Origin of the sequence: Intestinicryptomonas porci, assembly GCF_033971905.1 — a bacterium.
Lineage (GTDB): Bacteria > Verrucomicrobiota > Verrucomicrobiia > Opitutales > Intestinicryptomonadaceae > Intestinicryptomonas > Intestinicryptomonas porci.
The window spans coordinates 204,327-216,992 of record NZ_JALBUT010000003.1 but is presented as its reverse complement, the minus strand read 5'-3'; the positions used below and the strand labels follow the sequence as shown (position 1 = coordinate 216,992).

The 12,666-nt window shown below is 47.4% G+C and carries 6 protein-coding genes; 5 read left to right on the top strand and 1 reads right to left on the bottom strand.

Translation table 11 applies throughout. From position 1 onward, the window contains the following. Nucleotides 1–30: 30 nt before the first annotated feature. The 5 genes from MOX91_RS03760 to ftsH all read left to right on the top strand — a co-directional run bounded on the left by MOX91_RS03760 (nt 31) and on the right by ftsH (nt 8,616). Complete coding sequence (locus MOX91_RS03760) at nt 31–2,451, top strand: GumC family protein (protein WP_370396743.1); 2,421 nt, start codon at nt 31–33, stop codon at nt 2,449–2,451. Between the two features lie 46 nt (nt 2,452–2,497). Continuing rightward, complete coding sequence (locus MOX91_RS03755; protein WP_370396742.1) at nt 2,498–3,586, top strand: ABC transporter substrate-binding protein; 1,089 nt, start codon at nt 2,498–2,500, stop codon at nt 3,584–3,586. Then, complete coding sequence (locus MOX91_RS03750) at nt 3,573–5,153, top strand: ComEC/Rec2 family competence protein (RefSeq protein WP_370396741.1); 1,581 nt, start codon at nt 3,573–3,575, stop codon at nt 5,151–5,153. The genes MOX91_RS03755 and MOX91_RS03750 overlap by 14 nt, the downstream gene beginning before the upstream one ends. Beyond that, nucleotides 5,153–6,541: a tRNA lysidine(34) synthetase TilS gene (gene tilS / locus MOX91_RS03745; RefSeq protein ID WP_370396740.1), complete on the top strand. Its 1,389-nt coding sequence runs from the start codon at nt 5,153–5,155 to the stop codon at nt 6,539–6,541. Before MOX91_RS03750 ends, tilS begins: the two co-directional genes overlap by 1 nt. A gap of 86 nt (nt 6,542–6,627) precedes the next feature. Next, nucleotides 6,628–8,616 (top strand): ATP-dependent zinc metalloprotease FtsH, encoded by a 1,989-nt coding sequence (gene ftsH, locus MOX91_RS03740; protein ID WP_370396739.1) that lies wholly within the window; start codon nt 6,628–6,630, stop codon nt 8,614–8,616. A gap of 234 nt (nt 8,617–8,850) precedes the next feature. Here the strand turns inward: ftsH and dnaE are convergent, their stop codons facing one another. After that, complete coding sequence (gene dnaE / locus MOX91_RS03735) at nt 8,851–12,654, bottom strand: DNA polymerase III subunit alpha (protein WP_370396738.1); 3,804 nt, start codon at nt 12,652–12,654, stop codon at nt 8,851–8,853. Nucleotides 12,655–12,666: the final 12 nt, after the last annotated feature.

The window sequence follows — 12,666 nt, the reverse complement described above, 5'->3', positions numbered from 1 at the left end:
TATCTTAAAACACAACAACAATTTAAAAAAATGAGCGAAGAAAAAAAAGACGCGCAAACCCAGCAAAACAATGCGCCTAAAAAAGTCGTAAGGAAAAAGGTGGTTTCATCTTTTTCAAACGGCGGAGGCTCCAACCCGTCGTACGGATACGGGGCATCATACGGATATGGCTACGGATACGGAAACTATAACGGATACGGAAACTATGGCTCATACGGAAATTACGGAAATTACGGCACTTACGGAAACCCTTACGGCAAAAATTACGGGGCGGCTCCGCAGGGAAATGAAATTCCAAACAGAACTTTCGCCGACTATCTGCAAATTTTGCGCGAAAAAATCTGGTTCATAGTAATCACTTTTTTGATTATCCTGTCCGGCAGCATTCTTTATACTTTCAGAGTCACGCCCGTTTACACTTCGCGCGCCACAATCAGAATCCTAAGAAGCGTCGATAAGCCCGTTGAAGCCGACCGCTCCCGCCGCGACGACATCAGGGACGTGCAGGACTTCAACACGCAAATCAAGCTTTTGGAATCAATGGAAGTCGTTTCTTTCGTAAAGAAGCAGCTTAAGCCCGACGAAGCCCAACGCTTGATGGCTCCTTACCACGACATGATTACTTTCGGCGCAAAAATCACGGAAGAAGGCATATTGATTCGTAACCGCAACATTGCGCCAAACAGAATGAGCTTTGTCGTAAACATCGACTACACCCACCCCGACAAAGACCTCGCGGCAAGAGTCGCAAACTTGTACGCAAAGGAATTCATCACCTACTCCCAGCAGACAAACTCTTCAGACATGCTGATGATGATTGAAGCTTTGCGCGACAAAGTAAACTTCCAGGATACAAAAGTCCGCGAACTTGAATCAAAGCTCGTAAACTACCGCAAGGAAAACAAGGCGGAATCGCTCGACCAGCGCGTTGACATGCTTGCAAAAGAGCTTGTGGACCTCACTACTTCCGTAACGATAGCAAAGCAAAACTACGAAGCCGCCCAAACGGAATGGCGTTTGATACAGGAATGCGAACGCGAAAAAGGCAACCTTTGGGAATTGCCGAGAATCCGCTCAAATCCGCACGTCTCTCAGCTTTTGCAACAGCGTTCGATGCTTTTAATCGACCTTGCCCAATATGAAAAACGCTACAAGGCAAAGCACCCGAAAATGATTGAGCTTACGCGCAGGCTCGAACAGACCAACAACGAGCTCAACGTCGCGGTAAAATCCACTGTTCAAGAAATTGCCGCAAACTACGAGATGGTTCAAAAGAACTATGAAAACCTCCAAAAGGCTCTCGCCGAAAAGAATGCCGAACGTAACGACCTCTCCGACAAGGCAGTCGCCTACAAGGTAATCGAACGCGAAAAGAACGCGGCAGAAATGCTTTTGCAAGAAATGCAGCTTCAAATGAACAAGCGTTTGGCGGAAGTCAATTTGATACCCGCTTCCGCTAAAATCGTTGACACTGCCCTAAGCTCTTCCGAACCGTCAAGCCCGAATTACATTTTGAACATAATAATCGGTGTTTTGGGCGGCATTTTGGGCGGCATCGTAATGGCTTTCGCCGTCGCATTCCTCGATGACAAGGCAAAATCCGCATACGACGTGGAATCTATCATAGGGCTTCCGCTCTTGGGTTCAATTCCGAGAATCAAGAGGCTCAATTCCTCCGAAAAGGCGCAAGTTTCAGCCTCCAACGCCGACAGGGGCGCGGCGGAATCCTTCAAGGCTGTCCTCTCCTCCATAAAATTAAGCCATATCGGAAAAACCGCAAAAGTAATCCTCTCCACATCCACAACGCCCTCGGAAGGTAAAAGCTTCGTGCTTTCAAACCTCGCGTTTACTTCGGCGATGAACGGAGAAAAAACTTTGATAATCGACGCAGACTTGCGTTTGCCGGCAATATCAAAGATTTTGGATTTAAATACGGAAACGGGAATTTTATCATATATCGAAGACAAAAACACCTTGCAGGAAAGCATCGTGCACGAATACTTCCCGAATATGGACGTTCTGCCCTGCGAACGCAGAGCCGCAAATCCGACCCAGGTTTTGAACTCTGAAAAATTCGTGCAAATGCTGCAAGAACTGCGCTCGCAATACGACAAGATTTTCATAGACACTCCGCCTATCGGTGCCGTAAGCGACGCGGTTTCCATTCTCCCATACGTTGACGGAATGATTTATGTAATCAAGTTTAACGCAATAAAACGCAAGCTCATCAAAAATTACATAAAGAGACTGCTTGAAAGCAACGTTCCGATATTGGGCGCAATAATGAATATGGTGAATGTTTCAAGCGCGGGAATGTACAGCACGTCTTACTACAACAAGAGCTACCACAGCTATTACGCAACCGAAGACATCCCGCCTTCCGTTGATGAAAGCGAGCCAAAAGACGAGGATTTCACAGAAATGCCCGATCCTGACGAGGAAAATAAATAAAGGACTTCAAGCGGGAAAGTTTGCTCTTTTCCGCTTGTTTTTTTATATGAAAATAAGACTTCCAATCTTAACAGTTTTAGCGGCAATCCTTTTCGGATGCGTCTCAAACGTTGAAAAATCAAACCGCCAAATCGCGCTGAAAGCAATGTCTCCAATAGAAATGGGCGTCATATTGCCCAAAAGCGAAAACTCGGAGCTTGCGGCTGAAATAAAAAATGCAATGACGTTTGCGGCGGAGGAATTCAACAGTCTTCAAACAAAAAATTCCTCAAAAATAAACCTGCTCTTTTTGGAAACAGGCAATTCAAAAGAAGAGCTTTATACCGCAATCGAAGTATTGAAACTACGCAATGCCGATGTTATCCACGCGGGATTTACGAAACAATGCGCGTTCGAGCTGAAAAAATTTGAAGAAACGGGCGCGCTCGTAAATTTTTTCAGCCAATATCCCCCGATTGCGACGCAAACCGAAAACGCGGTGCGCATATTTTTAAACGGAGCGCAAGTCTGCGAAGAAATGACAAAGAAAATCCCCACCGCAAAAACCGAAGAAAAGAAGTCTGAAATAATTTTGGCGGAAGACTCCGTTTTGGGCAAAAGTTGCACCGAATTTTTAAAGTTCCAAACGGGCAGCTTAAACATAAAAATTTTCACCGAAAGCTTTTCGGAAAACGAAGAAAATTTCAGCCTTCTTGCGCAAAGCATAACGAATATCGACTATGTACTGCTTTACGCCCCGGAAGAAAAGCAAAACGCAATATTGAAGTCTCTCTCGGAAGCGGGATTTAAGGGCAGGATTTACGCAAGTTGCGCCCTGCAAAATAAAGGCGCAAACTCCTTCAAAAACCTGAAAATCGAAAAAGTGAAAAGCGCGTTTGAGCTTGGCAAGACAAACGCGGCAGAATTCAAATCGGCATACCAAAAACGCTTCAAATCTCGACCAAACCTTGCGGCGGCAGTAGCGTACGACTCGGTAAAAATCACCGCAAACGCAATTTTAAACGCCGCAAAAGACGCAAAAGCGGCAAAACTTCTCTTAAAAGGCAAAACATTTGAGGGCGTGTCGGGAAAAATCGAGTTTGATAGCTATGGAGACGCCGTTCTGCCTCTTGAATTAGTAAATGACGGACGTTAATTCAAAAATCAGACGCCAAGCCCCTCTTGCAAAATACGCTTTCGCATTCGCGTTCGGCATAGCATTGTCGCGCTATTTTGAAATCGGCGCGAACATTTTGTCCGCCCTTCTCGTGCTGGCGGGCGCGCTCGTTTTTCATTTTATAATCGCAAACAAAAATCTCCGCCTGCCAATGATACTTTTGGCATTCATCTCGGGCGCAATAATTTCAATACCTCCTCAAAATCCTTACCCCGACTTCACTTCGCAAGAAGCAGAGCTTGAAATTTTCGCAGAGCGCGCCGGCAGAAACGAAAAAGGAGCTTCGTACGGCATCGGCAAAGTCCTTTCCGCGTCGAAAAATTTTGCAAAGGCAAAGGGGAGCAAAATCTGGTTCTACGCAAAAGACGCAAAAGACATTTGGCAAGGCGACAAAATCAGGGGTAGTTTCATAGTCCGCAAAGTGGAAAAAGAAGAGGGATTTAACAATTATCTTTTAAATCAAAACATATTTTTCAACGCATATTCGGCGGAAAAAACGGAAATTGAAAGCGCGAAATTTCCGTATTCGCTCTACAAATCCGCGCGAGAATATATCGCAGAAAAGCTCGGAACTTTTTACGGCGGCAAAAATGCCGAAAATGAAGGAGCGCGGGCGTTCCGCGCAATGATTTTGGGCGACAAATCCTATCTTTCCAAAGACGCAAAAAACGATTTCAAGCTTACGGGAACAATGCATATTTTTGCGGTTAGCGGACTGCACGTCGGAATGCTCGCTTCCATTATTTACTTTATCCTGAATCTTTTGCGCGTTCCCAAAAAAGCGGCTCCTGCCATAAGCTTGCCGATTTTATTTTTGTATGTCAGCGTCTGCCAATCCGCGCCAAGCGCGATGAGGGCGTTCATAATGATTTCGGCGGTTTGGATTTCTTCCGCATTCTTGCGCAAACCCAAAACATTTGCCTCTCTTGTCGCGGCATTTTTCATATCACTTGCGTTTAACCCGTCAAACCTCTTTGACGCAGGCTTTGCCCTGTCTTACTCGGTCGTTTTGGCGATAGTTTTGTACGCGGTGGAACTCGATGAAGCCCTGTCGCAAAAAATACAAAATCTGCGCGGCTTTGAATTGAAAAATCCCCCTCTCCCGAGGCGGATTTACCTTAAATGCGAGCGCGGAATTATTGCGGGGCTTTGCATTGGAATTGCCGCAATGTTTGCAAGCGCGCCGCTTTGCTCCTGCTATTTCGGCTATGTGCCTTTGCTTTCGGCATTCCTTTCAATTCCTTTTGTTTTGGGCGCGACGGCGGCGGTCGCCTGCGGGGCAGCTTCCGTCGTTTTGCCGAATTTCCTGTGCCCGATTACAAATTCGATTGCCGCTTTTATTCTTGAAATAATGTTAAACTCTGCAAAAATTTTTTCCGATTTAGCAGTGGTATTGAACGTTAAAATCTCCCCCGTTGCGGCGTTTGCCTGCGAATGGGCAATTTTGGCAAGCTTGTTTTTATATCCTGAAATCAAAAGCCCCGCAAAATGGATTTTGCCTCCCGCAATAACAGCCGCAACCCTTCTAAGCGCAGCTATATTCTAATGGAACAAACTCTCTCGCCTGAAAACTTTTTCTTCGACCAAAACGCGCTTGAACAAAGTGCGCTGGCGGAAATCCGCAAACAGCTGGCTTCGGGGAAAAAACTCGCAGTCGCGCTTTCCGGCGGAAGCGACAGCGTGTTTTTGCTATACATTGCCAAACTTCTCTGCGGAAACAAAAATATAACCGCTTTACACTTCAACCACAAAGTCAGAAAAAACGCGGATGTTGACGAAGAATTTTGCAAGACGCTCTGCAAAAAGCTCGACGTAAAGCTGGTCGCAAAATCGCGCCAAAAAAGCCTCAAAAAAATTTCGGAAGAGAGCCTGCGCAAACTGCGCGGCGACTTCTTTGAAAAAGAATGCAAAAAGCTGAAAATCGACGCCATATTGCAGGGGCATATCAAAACGGATGTCGCGGAAACGATGTTGATGCGCCTTATGCGCGGCTCCGCACTCGAAGGGCTTTGCGCGCCCCGACCCGTCGCAAAATCCAACGGGCTTATAAAAATCCGCCCGATTTTAACGCTTGCCAAGCCTGAAATCCAAGACGTCCTGAAAAAATTCGGCATTAAATGGCGTGAGGATGAATCTAATTTTTCAAGCATTTTTCTGCGAAATAAAATCCGAAACGAAGTTCTGCCTCTTTTTGAAAACGCCTGCGGCGCAAACTTTGCGTCTTCGGCTTTCAGAACGCGCAAGCTCCTCGAAGAGGACGCAAGGTTTATCGAAGATGCGTTTTTGCGCGAAACAAAACCAGAGGGCAAAAAAATTTTTCTAAGCGATTTTGCCGCAAGTTCCCAAGCCCTTCTGCGCAGGGCGGCTCAAAAGCTTTTGGCGCAAAACGGGCAAAAATTAAGAGCGGGCGCAGTTGACTTGTTTTTGGACGAATGCTTAAAAGGCAAATCCGCCCAAACCAGCCTTAAAACGGGCTTTATGCTGTTTAATCCGAAGGAAAAATCTCTTGAAATAATAGAGGCAAAACCCGCCGCAAAGTGGGAGATTTCGCTAACTTTCGGGGAAAACAAGCTGCCAATCGGCGGTTCGATATTTTTGGAAGAAGCGGAAATTTCAAGCGCAATGCTTGAAAAAATAAAGGGCGGGCATTTCGACGAATCGCAATTTGCCTTCGTCCGCCCAATGCCCTCAGGGCTTTTTGCCCGAAACACAGAGCCTTCCGACGCCTACGCGCCAATCGGCTCAAAATCAAAACGGCTTGTAAAAGATATGATGAGCGCAAAAAAAACGCCTGTTTTGAAACGAAAGTCTTTTCCGCTTGTCTGTTTAAGTTCGGGAGAGGCAATATGGTCGCCAAGTTTGGCTATCGCCGATTTTTGCAAATTAAATGATGTCGGCCGCGCATTTAGATTGACCTACAAGCCCGCTTATTGAAAATATTGCTTTTTCCTTGGAAAATAATGTGATTTTATAATCGCTCGCACAAATATATTATTATGGGAAACGAACATTTTAAAATTTTGAAAAAAAGAAAAAATCAGGCAAAAACGCTGTCTGTCTGGATAGTGCTTATTTTGATACTGATGATGCTCAAATTTTTTGCGGACGGAAACAGCCCGTCCGAGCAGACTTTCACAATCAAAGAGCTCATGAAGGCAGCCGCAAACGACTCCATATTGAGCCTCAACATCCGCAATGACCCCAACGGAGGCGCAAACTGGTACGAAGTAAACGGCTACATTCAAAATCCGCGCTTCGGCAAAGAAGACGCACCCGCCGACACTCCGCGCAAGCTTCCGTTCAAATTCAGCGGCACCATTTTAGAGGATAATTACCAGATTTTGACTTCTCCGACGGCACCATGGACAATCTCCGAAAAAAGCGCGGGCTCTGTATGGAGCAACGTGTTTTTCACATTTCTTCCGGGGCTTTTGATTGTCGGCGTGATTTTCTTTCTGATTTCCAGACAGATGAGGGCGTCGAGCAAAATGGGCATGGACTTCGGCAAAAGCCGCGCGAGGCTTCTTTCGCCCGACAAAGACCGCACGACATTTGACGACGTGGCGGGTTGTGACGAAGCAAAAGAGGAAGTCGCCGAAATTGTGGACTTTTTGAGAACTCCCGAAAAATTCAGAAAAATCGGGGCGAAAATTCCCAAAGGCATTTTGATGATGGGCCCTCCCGGAACGGGCAAAACCCTGCTTGCAAGGGCAATCGCGGGCGAAGCAAACGTTCCGTTTTACTCAATCAGCGGCTCCGATTTCATGGAGATGTTCGTGGGCGTTGGCGCGGCGCGCGTGCGCGACATGTTTGAGCAGGCGCGCAAAAACGCTCCCTGCCTGATATTCATCGACGAAATCGACGCTGTCGGCAGACAGCGCGGTGCAGGCATGGGCGGCGGACACGACGAACGCGAGCAAACACTGAATTCGCTCCTTACGGAAATGGACGGCTTTGACGGGCATGAAGGCATAATAATAATCGCCGCGACAAACCGCCCCGACGTATTGGACAGCGCGCTTTTGCGCCCCGGCAGGTTTGACAGGCAGGTTGTAATAGACACTCCCGACGCAAAGGGTCGCGAAGAAATTTTGAAAATCCACGCGCGAAAAATCAAGCTCGACGAAAGCGTTGACTTGGAAAAAGTTGCGCGTCTCTGCCCCGGATGCTCGGGCGCGGATTTGGCAAACTTGCTAAACGAAGGCGCAATCACCGCGGCGCGGCGCAACAGCCCGACCGTCTCAATGGAAGACATAAACATCGCGCGCGACAAGGTATTTTTCGGCAGGGAACGTCGCAGGCTCATGGACGACGACCAAAAGAAGCTCATCGCATACCATGAAGCGGGTCACGCCCTTACGCAGTGCGCCCTTGACGACAACAACATGCCCGTCCATAAAGTCACGATTATCCCGCGCGGTCAAAGCCTCGGCTCAACGATGTTCCTGCCAAAGCGCGACACTTTGACGGAATCCAAAACTTCGCTTTTAAACCAAATTTGCTCCACGCTCGGCGGCAGAGTGGCCGAAGAGGTCGTTTTCGGAGAAGTGACAAACGGGGCCGCAAGCGACATCAAGCAGGCGACAAAAATCGCCCGCAAAATGATTTGCGACTGGGGCATGGGCTCTCTCGGCCCGATAGCGTTAGGCGAAAACCAAGAGCACATATTCCTCGGCAAAGAAATCGCCCGCGACAGACATTTCAGCGAAAAGACTGCGCAGCAAATTGACGATGAAATTAAAGGCATCATAGATTTTCAGGAAAACCGTGCGCGCGAACTTCTCACAAAGAAACGCGCCCAGCTTGACTTAATGAGCCAAGCCTTAATCGAATTTGAAACGATTGATGGCGACTTGGTAAAAGACATTGTTTTTGAAAAAGTAAAAACCTTGGACGAAATCAAAGAAATTCTCGCCAAAAAAGAGGCTAAAAAGGAAAGCCAAGCGCAGGAGCAAACGATGGCGAAAAACCCGCAAGCTTTTGAAAATCCCGCGGCAACGCAGGCTTGATGAAAGCTCCGCTTTTTCGGCAAAAACAGCCTTTGAAAGATTTAGGCAAAAGACGGCGCCGATATTTTTCGGTGTCGTTTTTTTATGCCATAAAAAGTGCGCCGCTAAAAACAGAAATACAAAGCAAAATCCATAAAAAAGTTGCAGAACATTGATTCCGCAACTTGCCAAAATCTTATTGCAAAAGCTTTCCAAAAAGCAACCGACCCGCTCCAATTTTGCGCGGGAATTTTCTCATTGCGCCGTTTTATTTTTGTAGCCGCCCCATTTGGGCTTTTCCCTTTCGGGAATGGGAATTGCCCGCGCCTTCATTTTTATGAGCGCGGGTTCGGAACACAAAAGCTTAAACGCCCTCGCATTAAACCCCGAACGCATATTTTCGGAAGCGGCGACTTCCAAGACATCTTCTGCGCCCGCCTTCAAAAAAATGCGGTGCTCCACCGAGCCTGCCCCCGCGTCTTTATAAATATAGTTTGAAAGCATTTTTATGAAACGCTGCGCGTGCATTTCGGGTTCGATTACCCAATCGCAAGTTTTTATCGCGCTTGTCGCGGCAAAAGACATGGAACTTACGCTCTCTCCGTTAAACCTTACGTCTCCGCCGTTTTCGCTCCTGCATTCGCCGACAACGCAGACGCACGAGCCGTCTATAAGCATGTCCTTGCACTTTTCGTAGGCGGCGGGAAAGAAATTTATCTGCAATGACTTTCCATGCCTCGAAGACAGTGTGAAATACGCCCAAGGCTTGTTGTCCTTTTTGGTGAGGCGTTTTGTCAAATTTGAAATTACGCCGCAAAACCTAAACCTGTCGCGCGAAATGCGCTTGACCAAGGCTTCGGAAGGCAAATAGTCAAGTGCGTCGTCAATTCCCGCAAACTCGTTCATCGGGTGCCCCGAAACATAGAAGCGCAAAAGCTCCTTCTCCGACTGCAATTTTTGGGCAATCGGCATCGGCGCAACCGAAGTGTCGATAATTGAGGAAACATCTTTTTTTGTGCCTGTTTCCGAAATGTCAAACATGTCAAACAAGTTTGTCTGCCCGACGGCAAAGTCTTTGCGCAAGTCGTTTGCGTGGTTTAAAATCGCGTCCGCGCTCGCAATCAGCGCGCCCCTGTCTATTCCGAAAGAATCAAACGCGCCCGACAAAATCAAGCTTTCCATTACGCGCTTGTTTACATTGACACGCTCCGCAAAGTTTATGATGTCCTTAAAATCGCCGTTTTTGTCGCGCTCTTCGACAATTTGCCGCGCGGCGGATTCACCTATGCCCTTAACCGCCGCAAGCCCGAACCTTATGGAGCCTGCGGAATCTGCAAACATAAAACCTTCGGCAGGCTTCCACGAGGAATTTATTATAGGCGTAAACCCTTCGCGCGAAATATTCACATCGGGACCGAGAACCTTGATGTTTATCGACTCGCATTCGTTGATGAAGTTTGAAACCTTGTCAAGATTGCCGAGTTCGCTCGAAAGCACCGCCGCCATAAATTCGACAGGATAATTCGCCTTCAAAAACGCTGTGCGGTACGAAAGCATTGCGTAGGCGGCGGAGTGGGACTTGTTGAAGCCGTACTGCGCAAATTTTTCGAGTATGGCGAAAATGCGCTCTGCTTCATCTTTTTTTATTCCATTGGTTTTTTCGGCGCGCTCGACGAAGACTGCCTTTTGCTTCGCCATGATTTCGGGCTTCTTCTTGCCCATTGCGCGCCTTAACAAGTCCGCTTCGCCAAGCGTGTAGCCCGATATTATGCGCGCCGCCATCATGACCTGTTCCTGGTAAACAATAACCCCGTATGTTTCGCTTACCAAATCCTTTAAAAGCGGGTGCGGAACCTGAATTTTAGAACTGTCGCGCTTGCCCTCGATAAACTGGTCGATAAACTGCATGGGGCCCGGACGGTAAAGAGCTATGAGAGCTATGATTTCCTCAAACGCGCTAAGACCTATGCGCCTGCAAAGGTTTTGCATGCCTTCGCTTTCAAGCTGAAAGACGCCCGTTGTGATGCCGCTGTTTAGCAGGCGGTACGTCAATGGGTCTTCGAGCGAAATTTTTTCTATGTCGAATTTGGGATTTGAGCGGGTTCTGCGCACGTTTTCCTGCGCTTCAAAAATTACGTCTAAAGTTTTAAGCCCCAAAAAGTCCGCTTTCAAAAGCCCAAGCTCTTCGGAAGGGCCTTTGGGGACTTGCGTCGTAAGTGTGCCTTCCTGAATCATCATCGGCACCAAATTGTCAAGAGACTGGTCTCCGATGATGATGCCACAGGCATGCTTGCCCGTCTGCCTTATCATGCCTTCCAAAATTTGCGCCTGGTCGAAAATATGGCGCGCGGGAGCGGATTTTTGCAGGTACTCCTTTAATTCGTCGGACTTTTCATAGGCGTCTTTTAGCTTTATCTTCAAGTCGTCGGGGATTTTCTTTGCGTAAGCATTTGCCTCTTCAAAAGGCATATCGTTTACCCGCGCCAAGTCGCGGATTACAACTTTCGCACCGAGAGTGCCGAAAGTAATGATGTTTGCAACTCTGTCCTCGCCGTACTTTTTGCGCACATAGTCTATAACTTCGTCCCTGCGCGCCTGACAGAAGTCAACGTCGAAGTCGGGAGGAGAAACGCGCTCAAGAGAGAGCATTCTCTCAAAGAGCAGCCCGAAGCGCAGGGGCTCGATGTCCGTAATTTTGAGCATATACGCTATCATGCATCCCGCGCCCGAACCGCGCCCCGGCCCTACGGGAATATTTTGGGAGCGCGCCCAGTTGATGTAGTCGTACACAATCAAAAAGTAATCCACAAACTCCGCGCCGACTATGATTGAAAGCTCGTAGTCGAGCTTGTCGCAAAGCATTCTTGCGCGGTTTTCAGGCTCGTTTTCCTTGGGGACGTAAGCATCCGGATTATCGTAATCGACGCCATAGCGTTCCATAAGCCCCTTTTTGCAGAGATCGAACAAGAAAAGCCCGTTTTTGAAATATTTTGGATAGTCCTCTTCTTTGATTTTAAAATTCGGCTCTTTCCCGTTCTGCTTCAAAACTTCGTTTTTCTTGACTTCGTAAAGATGCAGAATGCGTATGAAATTTTTTTCGTCCGAAGTAAAGGAAACGTCCACGGGTTTTTCATAGCGCGGGTAATGGTTTTCGCCAAGCGGTATTTTAAGGTCAACCATTTCCGCGACATGCAAAGTGTTGTCAAGACAGCCTTCTATTTCCCCAAGCGCGGCTTCCATTTCCTCGCGCGTTTTCAAATAAAATTCGGCGCAAGGATATTTCAGGCGTTTTTCGTCTTTTATCAGCTTGCCGGTTTGAATGCAAAGCATGGCGTCGTGCGCCTCGGCGTCGGCTTTATAAACGTAGTGGGAGTCGTTTGTCGCAACAATTTTCAGCCCAAAATCCTTCGCAAGGCGCACAAGGCCCGGAATGATTTTCTGCTGCATCGGCAAAAAGTGGTTCTGAACTTCTATAAAATAATTTTCCTTGCCGAAAATATCCACAAACTTCGCGGTGGCTTCGCGCGCCTTTTCGTAGTCCGAATAAAGCAGGTATTGGGAAGCTACCCCGTTTAGGCAGCCGCTAAGCGCGATTATTCCCTTTGAGTATTTGGCAAGAGTTTCAATATCGACTCTCGGTTTGTAATACATACCCCTGAAAAACGCCTCGCTCGAAATTTTTGCAAGGTTCAAATAACCTTCGTAATTTTTTGCAATCAGCGTCTTGTGGAAGATTTGATACTTCGGGAAATTTTCGGGGCGCAACATGTCCTCGTTGTTTTCGACATCGGAAATGTCGTCGGATTTTTCGACATTGCGCTTCGGGCGATCCGCCATCGAGTGGTCGTAAATAAAGTATATTTCCTCCCCGCAAAGAGGCTTTACTCCCGCCTTTTTCGCCGCATTGTAAAAATCAATGGAACCGCACATGTTGCCGTGGTCGGTCATCGCGACAGCGGGCATGCCAAGTTCGCCGACGCGCTTCATAAGTTTATCTATGCGCGTGCAGCCGTCTAAAAAACTATGGTCGGTGTGCAGATGTAAATGTACGAAATTCATTTTGCAAAAATT